The following is a 26,863-nucleotide window of genomic DNA, read 5'->3' as shown; positions in this document are numbered from 1 at the left end:
TATGCATGGTGCTGATTTGCGCCAACGACCCGCCGCCGAGGCGGGTTTTGTGTTTCAGCCTCACGCGAATTCCATGATAACCGCATCGACGGCGAGACTGTCCCCCGGCTTCGCCTTGAGTTTCGACACGGTGAGATCGCGCTCGGCGCGCAGCACGTTTTCCATCTTCATCGCTTCGACCACGGCCAGCGTCTCGCCGGCCTTGACCTCCTGCCCTTCGGCAACGGCGATCGACACGACGAGGCCGGGCATCGGGCAGAGCAGCATCTTCGACGTGTCCGGCGCCACTGTTTCCGGCATCAGCCTTTCGAGCTCGGCGGTGCGCGGCAGCATGGCGCGTGCCCTTACCGACATGCCTTTCCAGGCGATGCGAAGCCCGTTCGGCACTTGCCTGATCTGCGCGACGATCCTGTGGCTGCCGACCGTGCCCCGCCAGATGAGATCGCCCGGCCGCCAGTCGGACGCCACCGTCAGAGCCTTGCTACCGTCGATCGACAGATCGAGCTCCAGCGGAATGGAAATCATGCCATCGAGGACAGATGCCGAAAGGTAATCCTCGCCGATCTTGACCACCCAGTCGCGTTTCAGGGCACCCGAATGCGGCGCCAGCCGCCCGCCCAGCCGGTCGAGCCGGTCGCGGCGCAGCAGTTCGACCGCAGTGGCGATCGATGCCAGCACGGCCTTTTCCTCGCCACTGGGCACGATCGGCGCGAATCCGTTCGGATATTCCTGGGCAATGAAGGCGGTCGATATCAGCCCTTCCCGCCAGCGCGGATGCTGCATGAGTGCCGCCAGGAATGGTATGTTGTGTTCGATGCCGTCGACGACGAAGCTGTCGAGCGCCTCCGACATGGCGTCTATTGCCGCGACCCGCGTCGGCGCCCAGGTGCACAGCTTGGCGACCATCGGGTCGTAGAACATTGAGATTTCCGACCCCTCGGTGACGCCGGTATCGTTGCGGATGACGATTTCGCCGAACCGGCCCTCTGCCGGTGGCCGGTATCTGGTCAGCCGGCCAATCGACGGCAGGAAATTGCGATACGGGTCCTCGGCGTAGAGCCGGCTTTCGACCGCCCAGCCGTTCAGCTTGACGTCGCTTTGCTTGATAGCGAGCTTTTCGCCGGCAGCTATGCGGATCATCTGCTCGACCAGATCGATGCCGGTGACGAGCTCGGTCACCGGGTGCTCGACCTGCAATCGCGTATTCATTTCAAGGAAATAGAAGTTCTTTTCGCTGTCGACGATGAACTCGACCGTGCCGGCGCTCTGATAGTCGACCGCCCTGGCCAGCGCCACCGACTGCTCGCCCATGGCTTTCCGGGTCTTTGCGTCGAGGAAAGGCGAAGGCGCCTCTTCGACGACCTTCTGGTTGCGGCGCTGGATCGAGCATTCGCGCTCGCCGAGATAAAGCGCGTTGCCGTGCGCGTCGGCCAGCACCTGGATCTCGATGTGGCGCGGATCGACCACGAACTTCTCGATGAAGACGCGGTCGTCGCCGAACGAGCTTTTGGCCTCCGACCGCGCCCGGTCGAACCCGTCGCGCACCTCGGCCTTGCTCCAGGCGATGCGCATGCCCTTGCCGCCGCCGCCGGCCGAAGCCTTGATCATCACGGGATAGCCGATCTCGCCGGCTATTTTCTCGGCATGACCGGCATTCTCGATGACGCCGAGCCAGCCGGGTACCGTCGACACGTTTGCAGCATGGGCGAATTTCTTCGATTCGATCTTATCGCCCATCGCCCTGATCGCTTTGGGTTTCGGACCGATGAAGATGATGCCTTCTTTCTCCAACGCTTCACAGAAGGATGCGCGTTCGGACAAAAACCCGTAGCCGGGATGCACGGCTTCAGCACCGGTCGCCTTGCAGGCGGCGATGATATTCTCCGGCACCAGATAGCTCTGCGCGGCCGGCGAAGGCCCGATATGCACAGCCTCGTCGGCCATCTCGACATGCACGGCGTCGCGATCGGCATCCGAATAGACCGCCACGGTGGCGATGCCCATCTTGCGCGCCGTCTTGATAACGCGGCAGGCGATCTCGCCACGATTGGCGATCAGGATTTTTGTGAACATGCGGGTTGCGTTTCCTCGGCTGCCTTTCTTTTATGGGCTTCGCCCGGCCGGTCAAGGCAAGTTGGCGCATATCCCGGGTGCAAGTCGCCTGGTGACGACCAAAACCCGGCCACGAACTGTCAATTCGTCCCATAGTCCGGAACCTGCAGATACGCTAAAGCTCGCTTTCGATTGCCGATTTGGCTTGAGAGGAGAGCCCCGATGAAAACCCGTGCCGCTGTCGCTGTTGCCGCCGGAAAGCCTCTGGAAATCCTGGAGGTCGACCTCGACGGCCCTCAGCCCGGCGAGGTGCTGGTCGAGATCAAGGCGACCGGCATCTGCCACACCGACGAATTCACGCTGTCGGGCGCCGATCCCGAAGGCATCTTTCCGGCGATCCTCGGCCATGAGGGTGCGGGAATCGTCGTCGATGTCGGCAAGGGCGTCACCTCGGTCAAGAAGGGTGACCACGTCATCCCGCTCTACACGCCGGAATGCCGGCAATGCCCGTCCTGCCTGTCCAGGAAAACCAATCTGTGCACCGCGATCCGCGCCACGCAGGGGCAAGGCCTGATGCCGGACGGCTCGTCGCGCTTCTCGATCGGCAATGACAAGATCTTCCATTATATGGGCTGCTCAACCTTCTCCAACTTCACCGTGCTCCCCGAGATCGCGCTGGCCAAGGTCAATCCCGACGCGCCCTTCGACAAGATCTGCTACATCGGCTGCGGCGTCACCACCGGCATCGGCGCGGTGATCAACACCGCCAAGGTCGAGATCGGCGCCACGGCCGCCGTCTTCGGCCTCGGCGGCATCGGCCTCAACGTCATCCAGGGGCTGCGCCTTGCCGGCGCCGACATGATCATCGGCGTCGACCTGAACAACGACAAGAAGGAATGGGGCGAGAAATTCGGCATGACGCATTTCGTCAATCCGAAGGAGATCGACGGCGATATCGTGCCCTATCTCGTCAACATGACCAAGCGCGGCGCCGACCAGATCGGCGGCGCCGACTATACATTCGACTGCACCGGCAGCACCAAGGTGATGCGGCAGGCCCTTGAAGCATCGCACCGCGGCTGGGGCAAGTCCGTCGTCATCGGCGTTGCCGGCGCCGGCCAGGAGATTTCGACGCGGCCGTTCCAGCTGGTCACCGGACGCACCTGGATGGGTACCGCCTTTGGCGGCGCGCGCGGCCGCACCGACGTGCCGAAGATCGTCGACTGGTACATGGAAGGCAAAATCGAGATCGACCCGATGATCACCCACACGCTGAACCTGGAGGACATCAACAAGGGTTTTGACCTCATGCATGAGGGCAAGAGCATCAGGAGCGTGGTGGTTTACTGACGAGAACCAAAAGCCGCGGATATCGCGACTTGGACCGCGAGGAAAGCAAGGCAATCGCTTCAGGTTTGGGCTGCCCCTCATTGCCCTGCCGGGCATTTCTCCCCGTATAGTGACGGGGAGAAAGACGCCTTCACAAAGGGTTTCGCCATCTCTAGCGTTCCAGAGAGGGTGCCGAGGTTGCGGCCAACCCCTTCTCCCCGTCCCTATACGGGGAGAAGATGCCGGCAGGCAGATGAGGGGCAGCGCCGACCTCGACATTGGTCATTCCAACATGGGTTGGAGGCTATCTTTGTCTGAAGCGATTGCCCCTGCGCGAAGAGGCCATGGAGCGTTGCGGGGATGGCGACCGCCCGAATATCATCGAAGCCGCCCGGCTCCATACGCCTTGGAACGAACCATGCCCGCACCCGCCATTTACGTCGACGCCGATGCCTGCCCAGTGAAGGCCGAGGTCGAGAAAGTCGCCGAGCGTCATGGCGTCGTCGTCACCTTCGTCTCCAATGGCGGCCTGCGCCCGTCACGCGATCCGATGGTCCGCAACGTCGTCGTGTCCAAGGGCGCCGACGCGGCGGACGATTGGATCGTCGACAATGCCAAGCCCAACGACATCGTGGTGACAGCCGACATCCCGCTTGCCGCCCGCACGGTGGCGCTCGGCGCCCACGTGCTCGGGCCGACCGGGCGCCCGTTCACGCCGGAAACGATCGGCATGGCGGTGGCGATGCGCGACCTCAAGCAGCATCTGCGCGAGATCGGCGAAAGCAAGGGCTACAACGCCAGTTTCGCGCCGCAGGACCGCTCGCGGTTTCTCGGCGAGCTCGACCGCATCTTGCGGCGTGCGCTGAAATCCGCCGCACCGGGCTAGCGCTTTGAACCGGAGATCAGCGCAGCAAAACCGGGGATCGATCTTCGGCATCATGCGCACAGTCAAAAGTGCTATAGTGTCCGAGTCCTAAAAGACGAGCGGCGGGAAGACGGACCGCCATCAGAGGCCGGGCCATGACGACCGAGATGCCGCTGAAGAAACCACTTCACCGCCACATGCAGTTCGCGGTGTCGGCCTGTATCGGTGTAGTTGCGCTGGCGATCGCGCTGGTCTTGCGAACTCCGCTCGCCTTTTCGATCGGCGCCAATGCGTTTTTCGCCGCCTACACTGTCATCGTCGTCGCCCAGATGCCGCTGCTCACCGACCGCTATCTGAGCAAGAATGCCCGCGCCACCGATCAGCCGGTGCTGGTCATCTTTGCGGTGACGCTGATTGTCGCCGCCGTCGCCATTATCTCGTTGTTTCAATTGATCAATCGCGAGGGCAGCGCGCATCCTGTCGAACTCACCTTCGCCCTGCTGTCGATCCCGCTCGGCTGGTTCACCATCCACGCCATGACGGCGCTGCACTACGCCCATGTTTACTGGCTGAACGATGAGGAGACCGACGCCGGCAGCAAGGCGAAGCAGAAAAAGCCCGTCGGCGGCCTCGTGTTTGCAGGTAAGGAGCGGCCGGACGGCTGGGATTTCCTCTATTTCTCGACCACCGTCGGCATGACTTCACAAACCTCCGATACCGCGGTTTCGACGACGCAAATGCGTCGCATCGTGCTCTTGCATTCGATCGTTTCGTTCTTTTTCAATACAGTGATCGTCGCCGCCGCGGTCAACCTCGCCGTCAGCCTGGGGAGCCGGTAGTGTCGGCAGGCCGTAATAATTCCGTGATCGGATGAAACATCGCTTTGGCTGGTAACGTATTGGGAGGACAAGGATCGGGAAGGCCGACTGAGCGGCCGGAAGGACGCGAAAAAGTGGAATCGGTTGCCAGGAGACAATCCACCGTCGGACCAGATACTGCTGCGCCGAAGGATGCGACGCTGATCTACCGGCAGTCGGGCTGGACGCGGCTGACGCACTGGCTCTGGGCCATCTCGCTGTTCTTCATGCTGCTTTCCGGCCTGCAGATCTTCAACGCCCGCCCCCAGCTCTATATCGGCAAGGAATCGGGATTCGCCTATGACAACACCATCTTTGCCATCGGCGCCGAGAACACTGCAAACGGTCCGCGCGGCTACACCGAAATCTTCGGCAAGCGCTTCGATACGACCGGTGTGCTCGGCTGGTCGGGGCCGGCGGGTCGGGAGACGTCCCGCGCTTTCCCGTCCTGGGCGACGATCCCCTCTTATTACGACCTCGGCACCGCCCGCGTCGTCCATTTCTTCTTCGCCTGGATACTGACCACGACACTGGTCGTCTGGCTGGTCGCCAGCCTGGTCAATGGCCATCTGCGCCGCGATCTTGCCCCGCGCATCGACGATTTCAGGCGGTTGCCGCGAGACATCGCCGATCATGCCAGGCTCAAGTTCCACCATAGGCGCGAATACAACACGCTGCAGAAGATGGCCTATGGCGGCGTAATGTTCGTGCTGCTGCCGCTGATGATCATCACCGGCCTTGCCATGTCGCCGAGCATGAACGCGGTGCTGCCGTTCCTCAACGATCTGCTCGGCGGCCGGCAGACGGCGCGGACGATTCATTTCATCGTGATGCTGCTGCTCGTCGCCTTCTTCATCGTCCATATAGTGATGATCTTCGCCGCCGGCCCGATCAACGAGTTGCGTTCCATCATCACCGGCTGGTACCGAACCGATCCGCCGGCGCATGGCAGCAAGCCGCCCGAGAGGAGTGCGTGAGATGGCGAAGTTTGAGATCAGCCCCAAACTACAGATAAGCCGAAGAAAATTCCTGACCTCGGCCAGCCTCGGCGTCTCCGGTATCATGCTGTCGGGTTGCGATGCCTTCGACAGCCAGCTTGGTGTCGGCGACGGCCTGCGCAGTTTCCTCGAAGGCGCCAATGGCCTTACCTGGCGCGCGCAACGCCTGCTTGCCGGCGATTCGCTGGCGCCGGAATTCACCGAAGCCGACATTCGCCAGCCGCAGCGGCCGAATGGCGTCACCGCGCCGGACGACGATGTCTACAAGGGCCTGCTCGCCAACAATTTCGCCGACTGGCGGCTCGAGGTTTCCGGCCTCGTCGAAAAGCCGCTGTCGCTGACCCGCGAGCAGCTAATGAACATGCCAAGCCGCACCCAGATCACCCGCCACGACTGCGTCGAAGGCTGGAGCTGCATCGCCAAATGGACCGGCACGCCGCTGTCGCTGGTGCTTGATCAGGCGGTGGTCAAGCCGCAGGCGCGTTACGTGATGTTCCATTGCCTCGACACGATCGATCGTAGCCTGTCCGGCGACATCAAATATTACGGTTCGATCGACCTGATCGATGCCCGTCACCCGCAGACGATCCTTGCCTATGGCTTGAACGGCAAGCCGCTGCCGGTCGAGAACGGCGCGCCGTTGCGTGTCCGCGTCGAGCGCCAGATCGGCTACAAGATGCCGAAATATCTCCGCAAGATCGAACTGGTCGACGGTTTCGCCAATATCGGCGGCGGCAGAGGCGGCTACTGGGAGGACAATGGCTACGACTGGTACGGCGGCATTTGAGGCCATAGCTCCGCCGTTTCCGATCAGTGTTTTAGTGCTTTTGCTCAAGCGACCCTGTCGATCAGCGGTTTGAGCACCGGATGGATTTCCGGCGAGACATGCTTGATCAGTGTCAGCAGCGCCCGCTCGTTCTCGCGCAGCGGCTGGTCGCGGCCGATGCGCTCAGCCAGCCACTTCGCCTCGCTCGCGTCGATGGTTTCGGCGCGGCGGGCCAGTGCTTCGGCTGCCTTGTTCTTCGATTCCCATGCGGATTCGATATCGCCCGGCGCGCGATAGGCTTCCATGATGCCGGCGAGGCCGCCCGATACCATGCGGCCAAAGAAACTGCCGATCTCCGGTTCCGCCTGCTCGAAGAAAGAATCCCGGCGCAGCGCCACGTCGCGCATCGGCGCTTCGTAGCCGGCCGAGCACATGACGAAATTGGCGATCGCTTTGACGAACAGATCATTCCATGACGGATCGTTGTCGGCAGCCGCTGTCCGCTCATTGATCTTGAACAGCATCTCGGCCTCGGCGCGGGTGATCGCGATGTTGCCGTCGCCGCCATGGGCATAGAGGATGCGGCGCAGAAGCTCGACTTCCGCTTTGGCGATCAGGCCGGCAACCAGCTTGCCGTCGTGCATCAGCGACCCCTTGCCGTCGATGACGGCATGAGCGACCTGCTCCAGCGCATAGGCGCAGAGCCCGTTCGGCGACGATTTCGCCTTTTCCAGCACATGCACCAGCAATTCGAGTTCGGTCCGGCTGTTGACCATGCCGTCGCGTGAAATCGCCCGGACCAGCCAGTCGGCATTGTCCTGCGAGATATAGCCCGCCGGCTTTTCCTGATGAACGATGAAGTCGGTGACGGCTTCAATGAGAAAGTCCGGCCATTGCGCGCATTTTTCCTTGGCCGTTGCGTCGAGCGCAAACAGCGCCTCGGCCTCGCCGCGCGTCACCACGCCGTCGCCTAACACCTCGCGGCGCAGCGTGACCACGTCTTCCGCTGTAATCCGATTTTTCGAGGCCAGCCCGGCCGCAAGCGCGCTCATCGTTAATTCGGCCATTTCGTTCCCCGCCCGAACGTCGTTTGGACCCAATATATCGGGAGTTCGTTGAGAAACCGGCAAACCGCGTGGTTAGCGAAGACTTGTCGGTAAGGTGTCGCTGGGAGGTGACAAGGTGTCGCCCGCAGGCTATGGATGGCTAGTCGAGGGCTCAAATTGAGTCCTACCTGTTTGCGGGAGAGAGCAGCGAGAGCTGCCGCCGAAGGGGAAATCGCCCGAAATCTCTCAGGCAAAAGAACCGTAGACGGGAAAGACACTCTGGAAAGTCGGGGCTTGCCCCCGCGCCGAAGGTGTAAGCGCTGCCGACAGAGTTACGGGGCGCGAGTCTCTCAGGCTTCAGACAGAGGGGCACGGACTGGTCGCCATTCGCGGCCGATTGCGTGCGACTCTGGAGACGACATGACGGGCGATGATACCAAACACCTTCCCCTCGAAGACCTGCACGCGGGCGCCGGTGCGCGCTTTGGCGCGTTCGCCGGCTGGTCGATGCCGCTGACCTATCCGGCCGGCGTGATGAAGGAGCACCTTCATACCCGCGAGCATGCCGGCCTGTTCGACATCTCGCACATGAAGCTGTTCGAGATCAGTGGCTCGGGCGCTGAAGCACTGCTCAACCGTGCCTGCCCGTTCGACGCAGGCGCGCTTGAAGTTTCCCAGTCAAAATACACGTTCTTTCTCAATGAAGCCGCCGGCATCCTCGACGATCTGATCGTCACCAGGCTCGGCCAGGCACGCTTCATGGTCGTTGCCAATGCCGGCAATGCCGAAGCCGACGAAAAGCACCTTCGTGGGCTTGCCCCGGATGTTGAGGCAAAGGGGGATGTTGAGGCAAAGGGGGATTTTGATGCCAATATCGATGCACTCGACCGCGTCTTCCTGGCGGTTCAGGGGCCTGAAGCCTGGGCCGCCCTGTCCCGCGCCGGCATCGAGACCGGATCGCTGCTGTTCATGCACGGCTTTGAGCCCCGCGAAAACTGGTTCATAAGCCGGTCGGGCTATACCGGTGAAGACGGTTTCGAGATCGGCCTGCCGGAAGCGGATGCGCGAAATCTCGTCGCCAAGCTGCTCGAGGACGAGCGCGTGATGTGGGTTGGATTGGCCGCCCGGGACAGCCTGCGGCTCGAAGCAGGGCTGTGCCTGCACGGGCTGGACATCACGCCTGAGATCGACCCGGCCAGCGCCGTGCTGATGTGGGCGATCCCAAAGGAGGTTCGCGCCTCTGGCGCTTTCATCGGCGCCGACGCATTGCGTTCAATCCTGGAGCGCGGCCCGGCGCAGAAACGCGTCGGACTGAAGCCGGAAGGCCGCCAGCCGGTGCGCACCGGCGCTGCCCTTTTCGACACCGACGGCAATCCCGCCGGCCACGTCACCTCCGGCGGCTTCGGCCCCTCGGCCGCCCATCCGGTCGCCATGGGTTACGTCCAGACGTCGCTGGCCAAACCTGGCGCAAAACTCTTCGCAGACGTTCGCGGGACCAAAATCCCGGTCGATGTCAGTCCCCTGCCCTTCACGCCCCATCGCTACCGCAAAGGATGAACTTCATGGCAAAAACCTATTTCACCGAAGATCACGAATGGCTCCGCGTCGAAGGCGATATCGCCACCGTCGGCATCACCGACTACGCGCAGGAGCAACTCGGCGATCTCGTCTTCGTCGAATTGCCGGAGCTTGGGAAAAAGCTGGCCAAGGGCGACACGGCCGTCGTGGTCGAATCCGTCAAGGCGGCATCGGACGTCTATGCACCGGTCGACGGCGAGATCACCGAGGCCAACACCTCGCTCTCGTCGGACCCGTCTTTGGTCAATTCGGCGGCGACCAGCGACGGCTGGCTGTGGAAGATGAAGCTGGCCGATGAAAGCCAACTCGAAGGTCTCCTGGATGAGGCCGCCTACAAAGCCCATATTGGTTGATAGCAGGACCAGGAAGATGACCGCAGCACCCTACGCCTTTTCGGCCCGCCATATTGGCCCCGGCCTCAATGACGTCAGAGCCATGCTGGCGACGATCGGCGTTCCCTCCGTCGAGACGCTGATCAGCCAGGCTGTGCCGAAATCGATCCGGCTCGACCGGCCGCTGGCCTTGCCGGCCCCGGCGAGCGAAGCGGAGGCGCTGGCCGAGCTTTCGGCGACGATGGCCAAAAATACCGTGTTGAAGAGCTTTATCGGTGCCGGTTACCACGGCGCCCACGTGCCGCCGGTCATCCAGCGCAATCTGTTCGAGAACCCGGCCTGGTATACGGCTTACACTCCCTACCAGGCTGAGATCAGCCAGGGCCGGCTCGAAATGCTGTTCAATTTCCAGACGCTGGTTACCGAACTGACCGGCCTGCCGGTGGCGTCGGCCTCGCTGCTCGACGAGGCGACGGCGGTGGCCGAGGCGGTCGGCATTGCGTTGCGCCATCATCGCGACAAGCGGACCAAGGTGGCGCTTGCCGGCACGCCGCACCCGCAGACGCTCGACGTCGTGCGCACCCGCGCCGAGCCGCTCGGCATCGAGGTCGACGGCGACACGATCGACGACAACACCGCCGCTCTGCTGGTCTCCTGGCCTGATACGTTTGGCGTCTATGGCGACCACAAGGCGGTAATCGAGAAGGCCCGCGCCACCGGCGCGCTGATCGTTTTCATTGCCGATCCGCTCGGCCTGACGCTGACCGACGCGCCGGCTACGCTTGGCGCCGACATCGCCGTCGGCCCGATGCAGCGCTTTGGCGTGCCGATGGGCTTTGGCGGGCCGCATGCCGCCTATTGCGCCGTTTCCGACAGGCTGACTCGGCTGATGCCCGGCCGCCTTGTCGGCCAATCCACCGATAGCAAGGGCCGCCCCGGCTATCGCCTTGCGCTGCAAACGCGCGAACAGCATATCCGCCGCGACAAGGCGACCTCCAACATCTGCACCGCGCAGGCGCTGCTCGCAAACATGGCGACGGCCTATGCGATCTGGCACGGCCCTGCCGGGCTGCAGGCGATTGCCGGCCGAATCCATTCATTGGCTAACCGGCTGGCAACCGGTCTCACTGCGTCAGGAACTTCGGTGCTTGGCGCAAGCCGCTTCGACACGGTGACGGTGGAAGTGAACGGCAGAGCCGGCGCGATCGCCGCCGCTGCTGAAAAGACCGGCCGATTGCTGCGCGTCATCGACGCCGACCACGTCGGCATCAGCTTCGACGAGACCTCGACCGATGCCGATCTGGACGCCATCGCAGCACTGTTCGGCGCCAAGGCAGGCGCTGCTGGCACCAGCACCACTCCGGGCAAGCCACGCGATAAGGCGTTTCTCAGCCAGCCGGTCTTCCACGAAAACCACTCGGAAACTGAGATGATGCGCTTCTTGCGCCGGCTGGCCGACAAGGACCTGGCGCTCGACCGCGCCATGATCCCGCTCGGCTCCTGCACGATGAAGCTCAACGCCGCCGCCGAGATGATGCCGGTGAGCTGGCCAAGCGTCGCCAATCTGCATCCATTCGCGCCGGCCGGGCAGTCGGCAGGCTATCGCGCGATGGTCGGCGAACTGGAAGGCTGGCTGTCGGAGATCACTGGCTTCGATGCGGTCAGCCTGCAGCCCAATGCCGGCAGCCAGGGCGAGTACGCCGGGCTGCTCGCCATCCGCAGCTATCACCGCTCGCGCGGCGAAGGCCACCGCACCGTCTGCCTGATCCCGTCATCCGCGCATGGCACCAATCCGGCGAGTGCGGCGATGGCCGGCATGAGCGTCGTCGTCGTGCGCTGCACCGAGGATGGTAATATCGATATGGAAGATATGAGTGCCAAAGCCAATGAGCATTCCAAGAATCTGGCCGCGCTTATGTTCACCTATCCTTCGACGCATGGCGTATACGAGGAAGGCGCGCGCCACCTCTGCGCCCTCATTCACGAGCATGGCGCCCAGGTCTATTTCGACGGCGCCAACCTCAACGCCTTGGTCGGCCTCGCTCGCCCCGGCGACATCGGCGCCGATGTCTGCCACATGAACCTGCACAAGACCTTCTGCATCCCGCATGGCGGCGGCGGTCCCGGCGTCGGCCCGATCGGCGTCAAGGCGCATCTGAGACCGTATCTGCCCGGCCACGTCACCGAAGGCTCGGGCCATGCCGTGTCGGCCGCACCGTTCGGCAGCGCTTCGATCCTGCCGATCACCTGGATGTATATCCGCATGATGGGCGCTGCCGGCCTCAAGCAGGCCACCGAGACGGCGATTGTTTCCGCCAACTACGTGGCGACGCGGCTCGCGCCGCACTTCCCGCTCCTCTACAAGGGCAGGCACGATCGCATCGCCCATGAGTGCATCCTCGACACCCGCGTGCTCAAGGAGAGCTCCGGCATCAGCGTCGACGATATGGCCAAGCGGCTGATCGATTATGGTTTCCATGCGCCGACCATGTCGTTTCCGGTGGCCGGCACGCTAATGGTCGAGCCGACCGAGTCCGAGCCCAAGAGCGAGCTCGATCGCTTCTGCGAGGCGATGATCGCGATATCAGGCGAGGCAGCCAAGGTGGCGAAAGGCGAATGGCCCTTGGCCGACAATCCACTGGTCAATGCGCCGCACACGGCGGCCGAGACGCTGGCCGGCCAGTGGCCCCATCCCTATTCGCGCCTGGAGGCGGCCTACCCCGCCGGTGATGCCGACACATCAGCCAAATACTGGCCGCCGGTGTCGCGCATCGACAATGTCGCCGGCGACCGCAACCTCGTCTGCTCCTGTCCGCCGCTGTCGGAGTATCTGGGGGCGGCGGAATAGAACCAGTCGACTGCGAGGCAGACTGCCCCCTCATTTCCCGCGCATAGGCAATGAGGGTGGCCGAGACGGCAAACCCCTATGGCCGGAGTTTCGACCCATTTCCGCCGCTTGGTTGCCGGATGGTTTTGCAGTAAGAGGCTCTATCCTCGAACGTAACAGGAACCTCCGTCGCCTGCCCGCAAAAAGCGTGGCAGTATCGAGCGGTGATTCGCAGCATCGCAATCCAGGACCAGCATGGACGACAACAACGATCTTTTCGGCACTATGGACAAGCAGCCGCAACCGGTTCGCGCCACCGCTCGCCCGGCCGACCCGCTGGTGCAGGCGGCGAAGCGCCCGGCATCCCGCGACGGCAGCGAGAGCTATAGCGCCGCCGACATCGAGGTTCTGGAAGGGCTGGAGCCGGTGCGGCGGCGGCCCGGAATGTATATCGGCGGCACCGACGACAAGGCGATGCACCATTTGTTCGCCGAGGTCATCGACAATTCGATGGACGAGGCGGTCGCCGGCCACGCGACCTTCATCGATGTCGAGCTTTCGGCCGATGGATATCTGGCGGTGACCGACAATGGCCGCGGCATTCCGGTCGATCCGCATCCGAAATTCAAGAAGCCGGCGCTCGAAGTCATCATGACTACGCTGCATTCGGGCGGCAAGTTCGACAGCAAGGTCTACGAGACCTCGGGCGGCCTGCACGGCGTCGGCGTCTCCGTCGTCAACGCGCTGTCGGACCATCTCGAGGTCGAGGTCGCGCGTGGGCGCCAGCTCTATCGCCAGCGTTTTTCGCGCGGCGTTCCGGTGACCGGCCTGGAGCAACTCGGCGAGGTACATAACCGGCGCGGCACCAGGATACGCTTCCACCCCGACGAGCAGATCTTTGGCAAGGGTGCAGCATTCGAGCCGGCGCGGCTCTACCGCATGACGCGCTCGAAGGCCTATCTGTTCGGCGGCGTCGAGATCCGCTGGACCTGCGATCCGTCGCTGATCAAGGAGAAGGACACGACGCCGGCTAAGGCCGAGTTCCATTTTCCCGGTGGCCTTAAGGACTATCTGAAAGCCTCGCTCGGCGACGAATTCCAGGTCACGCGCGAAATCTTCGCCGGCAAAAGCGACAGGCAAGGCGGCCACGGCTCGCTCGAATGGGCGGTGACCTGGTTCGGCGGCGACGGGTTCCTCAATTCCTACTGCAACACCATTCCGACCGGCGAAGGCGGCACGCACGAGGCCGGCTTCCGCAACGTCTTGACGCGCGGCTTGCGCGCCTATGCCGAGCTGGTCGGCAACAAGCGTGCATCGATCGTCACGTCGGAAGACGTCATGATCTCAGCGGCAGGCATGCTGTCTGTGTTCATCCGCGAGCCGGAATTCGTCGGTCAGACCAAGGACAGGCTGGCCACGATCGAAGCGATCAGGATCGTCGAGACCGCCATCCGCGACCCCTTCGATCACTGGCTGGCCGATAATCCGCAGGAAGCTTCCAAGCTGCTCGAATGGGTGATCGCGCGTGCCGACGAGCGGGTGCGCCGGCGCCAGGAAAAGGAAGTCTCGCGCAAGAGCGCGGTGCGCAAGCTGCGGCTGCCCGGCAAGCTCGCCGACTGCACGCAGAATGCCGCGGCCGGCGCAGAACTCTTCATCGTCGAGGGCGATTCGGCCGGCGGCTCGGCGAAACAGGCGCGCGATCGCGCCAGCCAGGCGGTGCTGCCGCTGCGCGGCAAAATCCTCAACGTCGCTAGCGCCGGCAACGACAAACTTGCCGGCAACCAGCAGATTTCCGACCTGATCCAGGCGCTTGGCTGTGGCACACGCTCGAAGTACCGCGATCAGGATCTGCGCTACGACCGGGTCATCATCATGACAGATGCCGACGTCGACGGCGCCCATATCGCTTCGTTGCTGATCACCTTCTTCTATCAGGAGATGCCGAGCCTGGTCCGCGGCGGCCATCTCTATCTGGCGGTGCCGCCGCTCTACTCGATCCGGCAAGGCGGCAAGGTCGCCTATGCCCGCGACGATGCGCACAAGGACGAACTTCTGCGCACCGAGTTCACCGGGCGCGGCAAGGTCGAAATCGGCCGCTTCAAGGGGTTGGGCGAAATGATGGCCGCCCAGCTCAAGGAAACCACCATGGACCCTAGAAAGCGTACCCTGCTCAGGGTCGATGTCATCGACGCCGAGGCGGCGACCAAGGATGCGGTCGACGCGCTGATGGGCACCAAGCCGGAAGCCCGCTTCCGCTTCATCCAGGAACGTGCGGAATTCGCCGAGACGGAAGTGCTGGATATCTGAGCTAACTCGCTCGCACGAATGCGGAGCTCCCGGATTTCTTCGCGAAGGATAAGGTCTAAGCCGCCGCGATCGCCAGCGCATGGCCACGCGCGTTTTCGCGCAGCGCATCGAGATGAATCGATTTGACCAACCCAGCGAGATCGCCTACGGCGGACTGCCCGCCCAATTCCTTCAGCATCAGCCAGCTCACTTCCTGGACGCCGGCAAGGCGCTTGCCATTGGCGACCTCGCGCCAGATCTTCAGCGCGCGCAGGATGATCGCGTGCGTGGCCGCGGCAAGGCCGGCGCTGCGGAACAGCGCCTGCAGCGCCACGTCATGCCCGCCGGCCAGCAGCGCTCTCACCCGTTGTTCGGATTGCTGGCTGAGCGCGACCAGCGCCGAGCCGAAGAAATCGACCTTGCCATGCGCGATGGTGCGAATGATGAAGCTTGCGGTCAGGTCGCCGCGCAGGCGCAGATGCTCGATGAGCGCCGCATGTTCTTCCTGGCGTGTGCCTTCGATCAGCGTCATGGACGCCTTGATGCAGGCGTCGCGCATGACGCGCTCGGCTCTGGCACGGCCCATCAGCGCCAGCACCAGCGGTGAACCTTTGAGCGTTTCACCAAGTTTTATCAGCAGCATATGCCGGCAGTCGGCGGGCAGGCGCGCATCTGATATCAGCGCTTCGCGCATCGAAGGCAGATGGCCATGGCGTTCGGCGATACGGCGGAAGCTGAGCGAAGCGATGTCGGCGCCGCTGTTGGCGAGAAGCGTGGCGCAGGCTTCCGGCTCGCCGATTTCGGCGATCGCCGCGGCAACCGCCATGGAGACGCGCGCACGATCGGCGATCAGTTTCTGCGTCGCCTTCTGGCCGCCGGCAACGCGGTCGATCAGATCAGCATCGGTGAGCAGCGGCGAACGTGCCAGCACCAGGCTTGCGACTTCCGGTTGATCGGACGCCAGCGCGCTGATGATCTGCAGCGGCGCGTGATGGCTCATCGACAGCGCCTCTGCAATCGCCAGCCGCACTTTCGACGAAGCATCGTCGAGCAGCAGCGTCAGCGCGGCCTCCGCCGCGCAGCGGTCCTCGAAAGGCAGATCGGCATTGATGTAGGCGCGAGCCAGAGCGCTTGCCGCAGCAGCGCGCTCCGAAACCTTGGCCGTGTAGATCCATTTCAGGAAATGCGAAACAACCATGCCGTCCGCTACGCCCCTAACCCGAGTCCGTTCCCGCCCCAGTGAAGACCGTAGGCAGAAATGGTTTACGAACGGTTCACCATGTTTGTTAACTGGCTTGCGAGCGCGGTATGCAGCGCCTATCAACCCCTTAAGAGCGGACGCACAGAAGTACGCTCTAACACTTTGAGTCTTCGCATCGTGCTTTCCGAACATCGATTCCGATTTTCAGGCCGATGCGGCAGCGGAGGAGATCGAGCATGGCCGGGCTTTATCTGGAAGAGTTCGTCGTCGGCCATGTCTTCCGGCACACGCTGCGGAAAACCGTCACCGAAAGCGACAACATGCTGTTTTCGGTAATGACGCTGAACCCGCAACCGCTGCATATCGATTTCGACTTCGCCGCCAAGAGCGAATGGGGCAAGCCGCTGGTCAATTCGCTGTTCACGCTGGGCCTAATGATCGGCATTTCGGTGAACGACATCACCGTCGGCACCACCATCGCCAATCTCGGCATGAAGGAGACAGTGTTTCCGCATCCGGTCTTCCACGGCGACACCATCCGCGTCGAGACGACGGTGGTGTCGGTGCGCGACTCCAGGTCGAAGCCGGACCGCGGTATCGTCGAATTCGAGCACCGCGCCTACAATCAGAACGACGTGCTCGTCGCCAAATGCACAAGGCAGGCGATGATGATGAAGAAGAAGGCGGCCTGACCGATGCGCTCGCTGCTGTTCGTTCCCGGCGATTCCGAAAAGAAGCTGGAAAAGGCGTTTGGCGCCGGCGCCGACGTGGTCATCGTCGATCTCGAGGATTCGGTCGCGCCACAAAACAAGGCCTTGGCACGCGACATCGCCGCACGCTTCATCCCCGAACACAGGCACCAAACCAGATCCGCGATCTATGTCCGCATCAACGATTTCTCGACCGGCCTGACCGATGACGATCTGGCGGCACTCGTGCCAGTGAAACCCCACGGCATCATGCTGCCGAAGTCGAATAGCGGACAGGATGTCCAGCATCTCTCGGCAAAGCTCAGGGTGCACGAGTCCGAAAGCGGGCTGCCGGATGGTGCGATAAAAATCCTGCCGATCATCACCGAAACAGCTGCCGGCGTGCTGGCGGCTGCGACCTACGCCAACCCAAGCGCGCGGCTTGTCGGCCTGACCTGGGGTGCGGAAGACCTCTCGGCAGCAATCGGTGCGCGCACGGCGCGCGACGAGAATGGCCGCTACACCGATGTGTTCCGCTTCGCCCGCACCATGACCATCCTCGCCGCGGGTGCCGCGGAAGTCGCGGCGATCGACACGGTTTTCCCCAGTTTTCGCGACATGGGCGGCTTCGAGGCGGAATGCGCCGAGGCAGAGCGCGACGGATTCACCGGCAAGATGGCGATCCATCCGGCGCAAGTGCCGGTCATCAACGCTGCCTTCACGCCGTCGACCGAGGCGGTGAAACACTCCCTGGCGATCGTTCAGGCATTCGAGGCGGCTGGAAATCCCGGCGTCGTCGGCATCGATGGCAAAATGTACGACCGGCCGCATCTGCGGCTGGCAGAGCAGCTTCTGGCGCGAGCCAGGGCGGCAGGGATTTCCACCTAGCGGGCTTTCTGCCGGAAATCCTTGCTTCGGGGTGTCTTATAACTCCTAACTCCCTGCAAGCAGAGGTCATTCGGGTAACTTTCTCGGCAGCCAGAGCCACGCGATGATGCCAGTTGCAAGCGTTAGCAGTCCGCCGGCGCCGACCGCGACATGTAAACCGGTGAGGAAGGCATCATTGGCCCGCTCGATAATTTCAGGGTCCGACCGATCAAGTGTTTCGTTGAGCGTGCCGGCAACGCCGGGACCCAACAGCCGGAAGCTCAGCGCGGCCAACGATCCGAGCAGGGAAATTCCCAGCGCGTTGCCCAGTTCGTTGCTGGTCTCGGCGATCGAACTCGCCGCACCCGCTCGTTCGGCAGGAACGGCCGACACCGCGATCTCGGCCACGAGGCTGAAGGACAACCCATATCCGACGCCAGCGATCATGGTCGAAGCGATGAAGGCCGCGATTCCGACCTCGGTGGTCGTGAACAGCAGCAGGAGGACGCCGACGCTGATGAGCAGATGTGTGGCAACAAGGGCGGTTTTGCGGCCGATCCGCTCCACGATGCGAGCGGTGCCCACGCAAGTCGCCGTCAGCACGATCGCGCCCGGCAGCGTCAGCAGTGCAGCGTTGAAAACATCAAAGCCCAGCACCGATTGCAGATAGATGCCCGACAGATATCCGGTGGCCGACCAGACAACCAGCGTAAGAAGACCGGTTAGGATGGCGATGGACAAAATGGGGTCTCGGAACAGGTCCAGGTCAAGCAGCGGATAGTCGATCCTGCTCTGTCTGCGCACGAACAGCCCAAGGGCAAAGATGCGGACGATCCCGATGGTCAATAGCGTCGGCGTGAAGCCATGGGCCGCCGCGCTCTTGAGCGAATATGTGAACAACAGGATGCCTGCGAAGGACAATACGAGGCTCACGAGATCGATCCGCCCGTAGGTAGTCGAACGCACCTCCTGAAGCAGTACCGGTGCAGAGATCAGGAAGCCGATCACGACGGGGACATTGATGAGAAACACGGCGCCCCATTCGAATTGCCGCAACAGCAGGCCGCCGATGACAGGCCCGATGGCGAAACCAGCTGCAAAAGTCGCCGCGAAAATGCCGATCGCCTGAGCGCGTGTTCTCGGATCGGGGAACAGCGAGCTCACGATCGCCAGCCCGGAGGGCAACAGTGTCGCGCCGCCCAGTCCCATTAGGGCGCACGAGGCGATCAGGCTTTCAGGCGTTTGCGAATAGGCTGCGCCGAGCGATCCAGCACCGAAAACCACCGCGCCGATCATGATCAGCTTCAGCCGCCCATAACGGTCGCCGATATTGCCGAAGACGATCAGCAGCGATCCAACCACGAAACCGTAGATGTCGAGAATCCAGAGTGCTTGGTCAGCGGTCGGCGTGATGGCCGAGGTCACACGCGGCATGGCGAGATAGAGTATCGAGCCGTCCATGGCTACGAGCAGGACCAGAGGCAGGACGGCCATGAGGCCCAACCATGCCCTGCGGTCGGTGGAGCGTGCAAGTGAAGTATCGGTCATAAGACACAAATCCTCTGCGAACGGCATGCGGAGGCGTGCCGATTCGGCCGCCGGCGGACGTCCGGCGGATGGTTGCGGTTGAAGAGCAAACTCTATATACTCCAGGTAAGCTACTTTTGGTACATAGACATGTCAAGCACACTGAAGAACCGCGAATCCACAGGGAGGCGCATTCGTCTCAGTCGCGAGCAGCGGCTAAGCCAACTGCTTGAGGTGGCGAGGTGGCTGGTTCGCGATGAAGGCACCGACGCGTTGACGCTGCCGCGCCTGGCCGAACAGGCCGGTGTCGCCAAGCCGGTGGTCTATGACCATTTCCGTACGCGCAATGGTTTGCTGACCGCCCTCTATCAGGATTTCGACGCGCGCCAGACGGCTCTGATCGACGCCGCCCTTGAAGGAAGCGCTTCGGTTTTGGAAGAGAAAGCCTCTGTCATCGCGTCGTCCTACGTCGAATGCGTGCTGGCTCAGGGCCGTGAGATCCCCGGCGTGCTGGCCGCGCTGGCAGGCTCGCCTGAACTGGAGACCGTCAAGCGGGATTACCAACTGGATTTCATCGAGAGGTGCCGGAAGGCGTTGGCCCCGTTTACAGGGCCAAGAGGGATAATGCAGGCCGGTTTTTGGGCAATGCTAGGCGCAGCGGACACCTTGTCCCATGCTGCTGCGACGGGAGAAATCACCGCTCAACAGGCGCGGGACGAACTTTACGAGACAATCGTTGCGATGATCGAGAGAAGCAATCGTTGATGCATGTCTCCCCGGAACGGGAGAACGACCAAGAAGTTAGCGTCCCATCCCGATTCCATCGGGATCAAATTCTAGTCTTTTCCCCAGCGCGGCCGGCGCATCGAAAAGATTTCGCTGACACTGGCGTAATCCATATAGCCAAGACGGCTGACATTGCCCGCCTTGATGATATCGAACATGCCGTCGTTCAGGAACGCATCGTCGATATGCACGCCGACAACTTCGCCGGCAACGACGACAGCGCTGGTCAGCGTCCCGTCCAGCGCCTTTGGCCGCAGGATTTCCGTCACCCGGCATTCAAGCGCCGCCGGCGCCGCCGCCACGCGGGGCGGCGCAACAAGACGCGACGGCGCCATGGCGAGATCGGCATAGACGAATTCGGTGACGCCGCGCGGTGCATCGACCGCCGTGCGGACCATTTGTTCAGCGAGATCGCGGCTGACGAGATTGGCGACGAACTCGCCTGTCTCTTCGGCGAAGGTGGCGCTGTCCTTCTCGCCTTCGGACGAAAACCAAACGATGAAGGGTCGTGTCGAAAAGGCGTTGAAGAAGGAATAAGGGGCGAGATTGATCTTGCCGGCCTTGCTTACCGTCGAGATCCAGCCGATCGGCCGTGGCGCCACGATCGCCTTGGACGGGTCGTGCGGCAGGCCATGACCCTTTGCCGGCTCGTAGAACATTCAGCCCACCCACGGCCCTGCATAGTCGGCATAGAGCTTTGCCGGATCAGGCCTCGGCCGTTCCGGCGCCGGCCCCAGATAGGAGCCGATATGGACGAAGCCGACGACCCGCTCATGCGGCGCCAACCCGAGGATCGCCCTGCCCTCCGGCACATCGGAATACCAGTTGCTGATCATGTTGGTGCCATAGCCCAGCGCATTGGCGGATATCATCAGGTTCATCGCCGCCATGCCGCCCGACAGGAACATTTCCCACTGCGGGATTTTTGGGTTTTCCTTCGGGCTCGATACCACACCGATCACCAGCGGCGCGCGTGAAAAGCGCGCCAGTTCCTGATTGTGCCGGCCTTCTGGCAGCGGCCCTTCACGCTGTTCGGCAAGGGCTGCCAGCTTCTTGCCGATCTCGATGCGTGCCTCGCCGCGGTAAAGGATGAAGCGCCAGGGCTCGAGGCGCCCGTGGTCCGGCACCCGCGAAGCAGCGGCGATCATCGTCGCGATGTCGGCGTCGCTGGGCGCCGGTTCCTTCAACTCCGGGATCGGTGCGGAATTTCGGGTCAGCAGAAAGTCGATGATCGGCGACGCCATGGGCGCAAGTCTCCTGGAATTTGAGCTGAAGCGCACCATCGGGGCATCGGGCGGCTCGGGCATTGGCGCGGCGCGCCGGACAAAGAGCCCTCTAGCAGAAGCTGATCGGAGTCTTAAGCCTTGAAATTGCCACCGCCTTGGGCTTCAACGCAAGGCATGTTTGAGGGGACATTGCGTCTTTTCCTGATCTGGCTCGCTGCCGCACTGTTCATGGTGCCGGTTTCGCTTGCCTTCGCGCAGGATGTGGACGGCCTCGGTGATCTGAAACTTCCCGGAATTTCGACCTATGCGCCTCCGAAAAGCGAGACACCGCTGGCATTGGGGAGCAGCGGGGCGATCACGCTGTCGGCGCAATTGACGGACAAGGGCGCCGACATCACGCGTGGCATCGTCTGGCGCGTCTTCAAGCCTGAACCCACCGGCGACGGCAAGCTGCCGATGGTCGCTTCCGCCCATGGCGGCAGCGCGGTGTTCCAGCTCGAGCCCGGCAGCTACCTGGTCCATGCCTCCTACGGCCGGGCCGGCGCCACCAAGCGCATCACCGTCGGCAAGGACGCCAAGCGCGAAAGCCTCGTGCTCGATGCCGGCGGGCTCAAGCTCGATGCCGTACTATCGGGCGGGGTGCGCATACCGCCGAAGAAACTGCGGTTTTCGATTTATGAGGGCCAAGCCGAAGCCAATCACGATCGCGCCCTGATCATACCCGATGTCGAGCCGAACAGCGTGGTGCGGCTGAACGCGGGCGTCTATCACGTCGTCTCGACCTATGGCGGGGTGAATGCGGTCATCCGCTCCGACATACGCGTCGAGGCCGGCAAGCTGACCGAAGCGGCCGTCGAGCACCGTGCTGCGGAGATGACCATGAAGCTGGTACGCGAGTCAGGTGGAGAGGCGATTGCCGACACCTCTTGGTCGTTGCTCAACGAATCCGGCGATCCCATCAAGGAAACCGTCGGCGCCTTTGCTTCGATGGTGCTTGCCGAGGGCGACTACACCATCATCGCCAAGAACCGCGACCGCATTTACCAGAAGGATTTTACGGTCGTGGCCGGGCAGAACAAGGAAATCGAGGTTCTTGCCACGGAGGCCTCGGCGATGGATCCCGAGGAAGGCGCGGACTAAACCGTCCGGACATTGCCGTACGGGATCGGGTCCAGCGTATGGTTTGCCGATCAGGCCGCCTTGCGCATGCGTCGCGGCAGAAACTGGCCGCGGCCGCGCGGTTCGACCGGTGCCAGATCGAAAACGCCGCGATGGAGGCGGTCGAGCAAAGCCTTGCGGTCGCGCAGCGGTTCCAGTTCGTCCCATACCAGCACGTCGCCGACGCGCACGTCGATCGATTTGCCGGACAGCCGCGCGAATTCGTGGATGAGCAGGGAAGTGCGCAGCGTCAACGAAGCCTTCCCGACGAACTTCGCCACACGTCCGTCACGCTCGGCCATGTTCATTGGTCCGCTGACCAGGTGGAACAGCCGGCCGTTCTGACCGGAAAAGTGCATTGGGACAACCGATGCCTTGGCATCCTGGATCAGACGGGCCGGAAACATCTTCCACGGCAGATCGCGCGCCCGGCCAAAGCCTTTCGGCGCGGTGGCAACGCCGCCCGCGGGAAAGACGACGATGATGACGCCCTCTTTCAGCAACCGCACCGCCTCATGGCGCACCGCCATGTTGTTCTTGAGCGCATCCTTCGTCTCGGAGAAGTCTATCGGCAGCGAATAGGGCTCCATCTCGCGGATCTTGAGCAGATCCTTGTGGATCATGACGCGGAACGGGCGCTGAAGCTGCTCGGCCAGCGACAGTACGGCGATGCCGTCGCCGATACCGAACGGATGATTGGCGACGATCACCAACGGCGTGTCGGGCAATCTTGCCAGCGGCCATTGGCCGGTGGTCCGCACCCCGACATCGATCAACTCCAGCATGCGGCTGAACACACGCTCGCCGGTCGGCACCACGTGGCGACGCCAGAAATCATAGAGCGCCGCATAGCGGTCGCGACCGGAAAGGCCTTCGATCGAATGGATGAACCAGCGCGCCAATGCCGGCTGGCGCGGATTGGCATAGGAAAGCTCGGGAAAGGGCCGTTCGCGCAATTTCAGTTTGAGCATGACGGCTCATTACAAGGTCGGCGTGACAGGGATATGAAAATGGCGGTGGATCACTCCACCGCCATTGCCTTGAAAATTCGGAGCATTCAGGCCGCGCGGCGCCTGCGGTCGGGCGTCACCGCTTCTTCCGATAGGAGCTTCACGGCTTCCGCGAGGCCAAGCGATTCCTGGTCGCGGGAGCCGAGCCGGCGGATGTTGACCGTCTCTTCCTCCGCCTCGCGCTTGCCGCAAACGAGGATGACCGGCACCTTGCCCAGGCTGTGCTCGCGCACTTTGTAGTTGATCTTCTCGTTGCGCAGGTCGGCCTCCGCCAACAGCCCGGCCGCCTTCAGCCGCGCGACGACCTTTTGCGCGTAATCGTCGGCATCGGAGGTGATCGTCGCCACCACCACCTGCAGCGGTGCGAACCACAGCGGAAAATGGCCTGAATAGTTCTCGATCAGGATGCCGAGGAAGCGCTCCATCGAGCCGCAGATGGCGCGATGCACCATCACCGGCTGCTTCTTTTCCGAATCCGAGCCGATGTAGAAGGCGCCGAAACGTTCCGGCAGGTTGAAATCGACCTGCGTGGTGCCGCACTGCCATTCGCGGCCGATCGCATCCTTGAGGGTATATTCGAACTTCGGACCGTAGAACGTGCCCTCGCCTTCGTTGATGCCGGTCTTGATCCGACCGCCGGATACCGACGCCATGCGTTCCAATGACCGCCGAAGAATTTCTTCAGCGTGATCCCACATTTGATCGGTGCCGACCCGTTTTTCCGGCCGCGTGGCAAGCTTGACCACGACCTCTTCAAAGCCGAAATCCCGGTAAACCGACATCATAAGGTCGTTGATCCGCAGTATCTCGGCTTCCAGCTGATCTTCTGTGCAGAAGATATGCGCATCGTCCTGCGTGAAGCCGCGCACCCGCATCAGCCCGTGCAGCGCGCCGGACGGTTCGTAGCGATGCACATTGCCGAATTCCGCAAGCTTTACCGGCAGATCGCGGTAGGACTTCAGCCCGTGCTTGAATATCTGGACGTGGCCGGGGCAGTTCATCGGCTTCAGCGCAAAGACCCGGTCGTCGTCGGTATCGTCGCCGGCGACCGTCACCTTGAACATGGCATCGCGATACCAACCCCAGTGGCCCGACGTCTCCCACAGGCTCTTGTCGAGCACCTGCGGCGCGTTGACCTCCTGGTAGCCCTGCTCGTCGAGGCGACGGCGCATGTAGTTGACCAGGTTCTGGAACATCCTCCAGCCCTTGGCATGCCAAAAGACGACGCCCGGCCCCTCTTCCTGAAAATGGAACAGGTCCATCTCGCGGCCGAGCTTCCTGTGGTCGCGCTTTTCGGCTTCCTCCAGCATGGTCTGGTAGGCGTCGAGCTGCGCCTGGTCAGCCCAGGCCGTGCCGTAGATGCGCGTCAGCATCGGATTGTTGCTGTCGCCCCGCCAATAGGCGCCGGCCACCTTCATCAGCTTGAAGGCGCTGCCGATATGCCCGGTCGAAGTCATGTGCGGGCCGCGGCAGAGGTCGAACCAATCGCCCTGCGCATAGATCTTGAGCTCCTGATCGTCGGAAATGGCGTCGATCAGTTCCAGCTTGTAGCGCTCGCCCTTGTCGGCAAAGATTTTTTTCGCCTTTTCACGCGGCCAGACCTCTTTGGTGAACGGCTTGTTGCGCGCGATGATCTCGCGCATCTTCTTCTCGATCACCGGGAAATCGTCGGGCGTGAACGGCTCATTGCGGGCAAAATCATAGTAGAACCCGTTCTCGATCACCGGGCCGATCGTCACCTGCGTGCCCGGCCACAATTCCTGCACGGCTTCGGCCAGCACGTGTGCCGCGTCGTGGCGGATGAGCTCCAGCGCGCGCGGGTCTTCGCGGGTGATGATCTCGATCTTACCGGACTTGCCGAGCGGATCGGAAAGATCGCGCACCACGCCGTCGATCGAGTAGGCAACGGCCTTCTTGGCCAGCGACTTCGAGATCGATTCCGCCAGGCCGGCGCCGGTCATCGCCGCCTCATAGTCGCGGACGGAGCCATCGGGAAATGTCAGGGAAACGGAATTCAGCATAGAGTTCTCCTATCCAGTCCCGCAAACGAGCGCGGGTGGTGAAATACCGGATGCGTCCGGCGGCAGCCTTTTAGGGGTAGATCCAAGCGCCGTAAAGCCGGATCGTCGTCGCCCGTTTATTTGATCAGATCAGGCAGGTCCTTCAGGAATGTCGCCCGCGTCGCGGGGCCCTTCGGCATATCGGTCCGCTTCGTATCGACCACAAGCCGAGCAAACACGATCTGACGACCATCCTTCTCACCCCAGCCCACGAACCAGCCAAGCGAACGTCTTTCCTTGCCGCCATTACCGAGTCTGGTAGTCCCGGTCTTGCCCTGCACTGTCCAGCCACCTGCCTGGAAGGTCGGCAGGATCGCCTCGGTCATCGCGTGAGCTTTGTCCGAAACAGGCAGTTTGCCGGCAAGCAGGCGGCGGAGGAAACTCACCTGCTCGACCGGCGATATCTTGAGGGAAGAGTTCACCCACGACCGGGTGAGGCCATCATTCTTGCCGGCGTTGCCGGAAACATCGGTGTTGCCGTAGTCGAATTTCGAGACGTAGCCGGCGAACCGCTCGGCGCCGAGCCGGCGTGTGATCTCGCGTGAGAACCAGAGGACCGAATCCTTCTCCCAGATCGTCGGGTCGACGGTTTTCTGGTCCCGCTTCACCGCCTTGAACTCCGGCTTGTACTCCCAACTCGGCGTGTGCTCGTCGCTCAGGATTCCCGCGTCATAGCCGATCAGCGACAAGGGAATCTTGAACGTCGAGGCGGGACTGAAGCGCTGGTCACAGACCCCTTGCTGATACAGCGTTTCGCCGCTTGCAGCATCCAGGATCAGCGTACATTCAACGTCCTTCAGCGGCGCGGATTGAGCACGGATCGGAAAACCCAACAGCCAAGCCAGAAGGTAGAGAACCAATGCGAAAACGAATGGACGGCGGTCTATCTGGCGCATTTGGCAATCTCTCCTGAGGCAGGTCAGGAGCGGCTTAGCGAGACGTCTTGTCTCGATTTTGTCTTAAATGCGCAACATGGGGTTAAGGTTAGCAAGTCGTAAAGATCTGCCCGATTACCGAGCCCCTCTACCGCGATCAGCTTTCCGGGTCACTGCGTTTTTTTCCGATCCGCCAGTACCGCCAGGGCGCGAACCAGACATAGCGATCGGCCAGCACATCCGGCACACGATCAATGCCGTGCGTTCCGCCCGGCCCGCAGCGCAGCACCCGGAAAAGCCCCATCCAGCCGCCGGCCCACAGCCCGTGGCGGGCGATTGCCTCATGTGCGTATTCGGAACAGGTCGGCAGATGCCGGCAGGAATTGCCGACAAAGCCGGACAGCGTCAGTTGATAAAAGCGCACGAGCGACGTGCCGAGGATTCGGCCGGGCGTCTTGCGCCACGGGCCAGGCCAGTTGCGCGTGTATCGCGGCCTCTGATGCTGGTGCGTGTGATCCGTAGCCATTT

The 26,863-nt window shown here is 62.5% G+C and carries 23 protein-coding genes and 1 riboswitch; of the genes, 13 read left to right on the top strand and 10 right to left on the bottom strand.

Translation table 11 applies throughout. The features are described 5' to 3' along the window. Positions 1-60 precede the first annotated feature (60 nt). A complete protein-coding gene (locus EN807_RS27230) occupies positions 61-2,073 on the bottom strand; it encodes an acetyl/propionyl/methylcrotonyl-CoA carboxylase subunit alpha (RefSeq protein WP_135937426.1) in 2,013 nt (670 codons plus the stop codon). 201 nt (positions 2,074-2,274) lie between these two features. On the opposite strand from EN807_RS27230, the gene EN807_RS27225 reads away from it, so the two are divergent. From EN807_RS27225 to EN807_RS27200, 5 genes are all read left to right on the top strand, one after another. Next, positions 2,275-3,402, top strand: coding sequence for an S-(hydroxymethyl)glutathione dehydrogenase/class III alcohol dehydrogenase (locus EN807_RS27225; protein ID WP_135937425.1), 1,128 nt, complete (start codon positions 2,275-2,277; stop codon positions 3,400-3,402). 397 nt (positions 3,403-3,799) lie between these two features. After that, positions 3,800-4,267, top strand: coding sequence for a YaiI/YqxD family protein (locus EN807_RS27215; RefSeq protein WP_135937424.1), 468 nt, complete (start codon positions 3,800-3,802; stop codon positions 4,265-4,267). Between the two features lie 134 nt (positions 4,268-4,401). Further along, the gene (locus EN807_RS27210) at positions 4,402-5,085 is read left to right on the top strand and encodes a DUF1345 domain-containing protein (RefSeq protein ID WP_135937423.1); all 684 of its coding nucleotides are present in this window, start codon (positions 4,402-4,404) and stop codon (positions 5,083-5,085) included. 113 nt (positions 5,086-5,198) lie between these two features. Next, positions 5,199-6,080 carry a cytochrome b/b6 domain-containing protein gene (locus EN807_RS27205; RefSeq protein ID WP_135937422.1) on the top strand — a complete coding sequence of 294 codons (882 nt, stop codon included), beginning with the start codon at positions 5,199-5,201 and terminating at the stop codon, positions 6,078-6,080. Position 6,081: 1 nt separating this feature from the next. Continuing rightward, on the top strand, positions 6,082-6,888 hold the full coding sequence (locus EN807_RS27200; RefSeq protein WP_135937421.1) for a molybdopterin-binding protein: 807 nt from the start codon (positions 6,082-6,084) through the stop codon (positions 6,886-6,888). A 44-nt stretch (positions 6,889-6,932) separates the two neighbouring features. On the opposite strand, the gene EN807_RS27195 is transcribed toward EN807_RS27200, so the two are convergent. Beyond that, positions 6,933-7,934, bottom strand: coding sequence for a hypothetical protein (locus EN807_RS27195; RefSeq protein WP_135937420.1), 1,002 nt, complete (start codon positions 7,932-7,934; stop codon positions 6,933-6,935). A gap of 164 nt (positions 7,935-8,098) precedes the next feature. Beyond that, positions 8,099-8,185, top strand: a riboswitch (glycine riboswitch). Between the two features lie 148 nt (positions 8,186-8,333). On the opposite strand from EN807_RS27195, the gene gcvT reads away from it, so the two are divergent. From gcvT to parE, 4 genes are all read left to right on the top strand, one after another. Beyond that, positions 8,334-9,470, top strand: coding sequence for a glycine cleavage system aminomethyltransferase GcvT (gene gcvT, locus EN807_RS27190; RefSeq protein WP_135937419.1), 1,137 nt, complete (start codon positions 8,334-8,336; stop codon positions 9,468-9,470). A 5-nt stretch (positions 9,471-9,475) separates the two neighbouring features. Continuing rightward, positions 9,476-9,844, top strand: a complete 369-nt coding sequence (gcvH, locus tag EN807_RS27185) for a glycine cleavage system protein GcvH (protein ID WP_135937418.1) — start codon at positions 9,476-9,478, stop codon at positions 9,842-9,844. Positions 9,845-9,860: 16 nt separating this feature from the next. Further along, positions 9,861-12,671 carry an aminomethyl-transferring glycine dehydrogenase gene (gene gcvP / locus EN807_RS27180; RefSeq protein ID WP_135937417.1) on the top strand — a complete coding sequence of 937 codons (2,811 nt, stop codon included), beginning with the start codon at positions 9,861-9,863 and terminating at the stop codon, positions 12,669-12,671. Positions 12,672-12,905: 234 nt separating this feature from the next. After that, positions 12,906-14,957, top strand: coding sequence for a DNA topoisomerase IV subunit B (parE, locus tag EN807_RS27175; RefSeq protein WP_135937416.1), 2,052 nt, complete (start codon positions 12,906-12,908; stop codon positions 14,955-14,957). A gap of 55 nt (positions 14,958-15,012) precedes the next feature. On the opposite strand, the gene EN807_RS27170 is transcribed toward parE, so the two are convergent. Next, entirely contained in the window at positions 15,013-16,134 is a 1,122-nt protein-coding gene (locus EN807_RS27170; protein ID WP_135937415.1) for a DUF2336 domain-containing protein, read from the bottom strand. Between the two features lie 239 nt (positions 16,135-16,373). Between EN807_RS27170 and EN807_RS27165 the strand changes: the two genes are divergently transcribed. After that, positions 16,374-16,829 (top strand): MaoC family dehydratase, encoded by a 456-nt coding sequence (locus EN807_RS27165; protein ID WP_135937414.1) that lies wholly within the window; start codon positions 16,374-16,376, stop codon positions 16,827-16,829. Between the two features lie 3 nt (positions 16,830-16,832). Then, positions 16,833-17,714, top strand: coding sequence for a CoA ester lyase (locus tag EN807_RS27160; protein WP_135937413.1), 882 nt, complete (start codon positions 16,833-16,835; stop codon positions 17,712-17,714). Between the two features lie 66 nt (positions 17,715-17,780). Here the strand turns inward: EN807_RS27160 and EN807_RS27155 are convergent, their stop codons facing one another. Further along, positions 17,781-19,241, bottom strand: coding sequence for an MFS transporter (locus tag EN807_RS27155; RefSeq protein WP_135937557.1), 1,461 nt, complete (start codon positions 19,239-19,241; stop codon positions 17,781-17,783). A 129-nt stretch (positions 19,242-19,370) separates the two neighbouring features. Here EN807_RS27155 and EN807_RS27150 point away from each other — a divergent pair, with 129 nt between their 5' ends. Then, on the top strand, positions 19,371-19,985 hold the full coding sequence (locus EN807_RS27150) for a TetR/AcrR family transcriptional regulator (RefSeq protein WP_135937558.1): 615 nt from the start codon (positions 19,371-19,373) through the stop codon (positions 19,983-19,985). Between the two features lie 71 nt (positions 19,986-20,056). Here the strand turns inward: EN807_RS27150 and EN807_RS27145 are convergent, their stop codons facing one another. Both EN807_RS27145 and EN807_RS27140 read right to left on the bottom strand, forming a co-directional pair. Continuing rightward, positions 20,057-20,665, bottom strand: coding sequence for a flavin reductase family protein (locus EN807_RS27145; protein WP_135937412.1), 609 nt, complete (start codon positions 20,663-20,665; stop codon positions 20,057-20,059). Further along, entirely contained in the window at positions 20,666-21,250 is a 585-nt protein-coding gene (locus tag EN807_RS27140; protein WP_135937411.1) for a nitroreductase, read from the bottom strand. It abuts the gene before it with no gap. Positions 21,251-21,406: 156 nt separating this feature from the next. Here EN807_RS27140 and EN807_RS27135 point away from each other — a divergent pair, with 156 nt between their 5' ends. Beyond that, entirely contained in the window at positions 21,407-22,372 is a 966-nt protein-coding gene (locus EN807_RS27135; RefSeq protein WP_127319645.1) for a hypothetical protein, read from the top strand. A gap of 50 nt (positions 22,373-22,422) precedes the next feature. On the opposite strand, the gene EN807_RS27130 is transcribed toward EN807_RS27135, so the two are convergent. The 4 genes from EN807_RS27130 to yidD all read right to left on the bottom strand — a co-directional run bounded on the left by EN807_RS27130 (position 22,423) and on the right by yidD (position 26,861). After that, a complete protein-coding gene (locus EN807_RS27130) occupies positions 22,423-23,361 on the bottom strand; it encodes a GNAT family N-acetyltransferase (protein WP_135937410.1) in 939 nt (312 codons plus the stop codon). A gap of 86 nt (positions 23,362-23,447) precedes the next feature. Next, positions 23,448-25,421, bottom strand: a complete 1,974-nt coding sequence (thrS, locus tag EN807_RS27125) for a threonine--tRNA ligase (RefSeq protein ID WP_135937409.1) — start codon at positions 25,419-25,421, stop codon at positions 23,448-23,450. Between the two features lie 116 nt (positions 25,422-25,537). Beyond that, complete coding sequence (gene blaOXA, locus EN807_RS27120) at positions 25,538-26,356, bottom strand: class D beta-lactamase (RefSeq protein WP_135937408.1); 819 nt, start codon at positions 26,354-26,356, stop codon at positions 25,538-25,540. A 136-nt stretch (positions 26,357-26,492) separates the two neighbouring features. After that, positions 26,493-26,861 (bottom strand): membrane protein insertion efficiency factor YidD, encoded by a 369-nt coding sequence (gene yidD, locus EN807_RS27115; protein WP_135937407.1) that lies wholly within the window; start codon positions 26,859-26,861, stop codon positions 26,493-26,495. Positions 26,862-26,863 lie beyond the last annotated feature (2 nt).

Origin of the sequence: Mesorhizobium sp. M5C.F.Ca.ET.164.01.1.1, from assembly GCF_004792125.1 — a bacterium.
In the GTDB taxonomy this organism is placed as follows: domain Bacteria; phylum Pseudomonadota; class Alphaproteobacteria; order Rhizobiales; family Rhizobiaceae; genus Mesorhizobium; species Mesorhizobium wenxiniae.
The sequence above is the reverse complement of the archived record's forward strand: the minus strand, read 5'-3'. Positions and strand labels throughout refer to the sequence as shown.

Excerpts from the sequence above, each read along its gene's own strand:
- blaOXA (WP_135937408.1), bottom strand. The coding sequence starts at position 26,356 with ATGCGCCAGATAGACCGCCGTCCATTCGTTTTCGCATTGGTTCTCTAC.
- EN807_RS27155 (WP_135937557.1), bottom strand. The coding sequence starts at position 19,241 with ATGACCGATACTTCACTTGCACGCTCCACCGACCGCAGGGCATGGTTG.
- EN807_RS27160 (WP_135937413.1), top strand. The coding sequence starts at position 16,833 with ATGCGCTCGCTGCTGTTCGTTCCCGGCGATTCCGAAAAGAAGCTGGAA.
- gcvH (WP_135937418.1), top strand. The coding sequence starts at position 9,476 with ATGGCAAAAACCTATTTCACCGAAGATCACGAATGGCTCCGCGTCGAA.
- gcvP (WP_135937417.1), top strand. The coding sequence starts at position 9,861 with ATGACCGCAGCACCCTACGCCTTTTCGGCCCGCCATATTGGCCCCGGC.
- EN807_RS27170 (WP_135937415.1), bottom strand. The coding sequence starts at position 16,134 with ATGGTTGTTTCGCATTTCCTGAAATGGATCTACACGGCCAAGGTTTCG.
- EN807_RS27150 (WP_135937558.1), top strand. The coding sequence starts at position 19,371 with ATGTCAAGCACACTGAAGAACCGCGAATCCACAGGGAGGCGCATTCGT.
- EN807_RS27230 (WP_135937426.1), bottom strand. The coding sequence starts at position 2,073 with ATGTTCACAAAAATCCTGATCGCCAATCGTGGCGAGATCGCCTGCCGC.
- EN807_RS27135 (WP_127319645.1), top strand. The coding sequence starts at position 21,407 with ATGTTTGAGGGGACATTGCGTCTTTTCCTGATCTGGCTCGCTGCCGCA.
- parE (WP_135937416.1), top strand. The coding sequence starts at position 12,906 with ATGGACGACAACAACGATCTTTTCGGCACTATGGACAAGCAGCCGCAA.
- EN807_RS27200 (WP_135937421.1), top strand. The coding sequence starts at position 6,082 with ATGGCGAAGTTTGAGATCAGCCCCAAACTACAGATAAGCCGAAGAAAA.
- EN807_RS27165 (WP_135937414.1), top strand. The coding sequence starts at position 16,374 with ATGGCCGGGCTTTATCTGGAAGAGTTCGTCGTCGGCCATGTCTTCCGG.
- EN807_RS27145 (WP_135937412.1), bottom strand. The coding sequence starts at position 20,665 with ATGTTCTACGAGCCGGCAAAGGGTCATGGCCTGCCGCACGACCCGTCC.
- EN807_RS27195 (WP_135937420.1), bottom strand. The coding sequence starts at position 7,934 with ATGGCCGAATTAACGATGAGCGCGCTTGCGGCCGGGCTGGCCTCGAAA.
- thrS (WP_135937409.1), bottom strand. The coding sequence starts at position 25,421 with ATGCTGAATTCCGTTTCCCTGACATTTCCCGATGGCTCCGTCCGCGAC.
- yidD (WP_135937407.1), bottom strand. The coding sequence starts at position 26,861 with ATGGCTACGGATCACACGCACCAGCATCAGAGGCCGCGATACACGCGC.
- EN807_RS27210 (WP_135937423.1), top strand. The coding sequence starts at position 4,402 with ATGACGACCGAGATGCCGCTGAAGAAACCACTTCACCGCCACATGCAG.
- gcvT (WP_135937419.1), top strand. The coding sequence starts at position 8,334 with ATGACGGGCGATGATACCAAACACCTTCCCCTCGAAGACCTGCACGCG.
- EN807_RS27225 (WP_135937425.1), top strand. The coding sequence starts at position 2,275 with ATGAAAACCCGTGCCGCTGTCGCTGTTGCCGCCGGAAAGCCTCTGGAA.
- EN807_RS27140 (WP_135937411.1), bottom strand. The coding sequence starts at position 21,250 with ATGGCGTCGCCGATCATCGACTTTCTGCTGACCCGAAATTCCGCACCG.
- EN807_RS27215 (WP_135937424.1), top strand. The coding sequence starts at position 3,800 with ATGCCCGCACCCGCCATTTACGTCGACGCCGATGCCTGCCCAGTGAAG.
- EN807_RS27130 (WP_135937410.1), bottom strand. The coding sequence starts at position 23,361 with ATGCTCAAACTGAAATTGCGCGAACGGCCCTTTCCCGAGCTTTCCTAT.